This is a genomic window from Rhizobium ecuadorense (genome assembly GCF_001187535.1).
Lineage (GTDB): Bacteria > Pseudomonadota > Alphaproteobacteria > Rhizobiales > Rhizobiaceae > Rhizobium > Rhizobium ecuadorense.
The window spans coordinates 1-209 of the sequence record NZ_LFIO01001843.1 but is presented as its reverse complement, the minus strand read 5'-3'; the positions used below and the strand labels follow the sequence as shown (position 1 = coordinate 209).

The window sequence follows — 209 nt, the reverse complement described above, 5'->3', positions numbered from 1 at the left end:
CTTTGACCTTGAACTGTTGAGTACCTTCGTCGCCGTCGCCGAGACTAGGAGCTTCACCCAAGCAGCCCCTCGCGTCGGGCGCAGTCAGTCTGCCGTCAGCATGCAGATGCAGCGATTGGAGCAATCCCTTGGGACGCAACTTCTTGTCCGGACGCCAAAGGCAGTCATTCCTAACACGGTCGGCAATGATCTCCTGGCCTATGCGCGCC

General features: G+C 59.3%; 1 protein-coding gene. It reads left to right on the top strand.

What is annotated here, in order from left to right; translation table 11 throughout:
• The coding region (locus tag AF337_RS38990) for a LysR family transcriptional regulator (protein WP_152971371.1) at window positions 1–209 on the top strand (209 nt) is incomplete at both ends.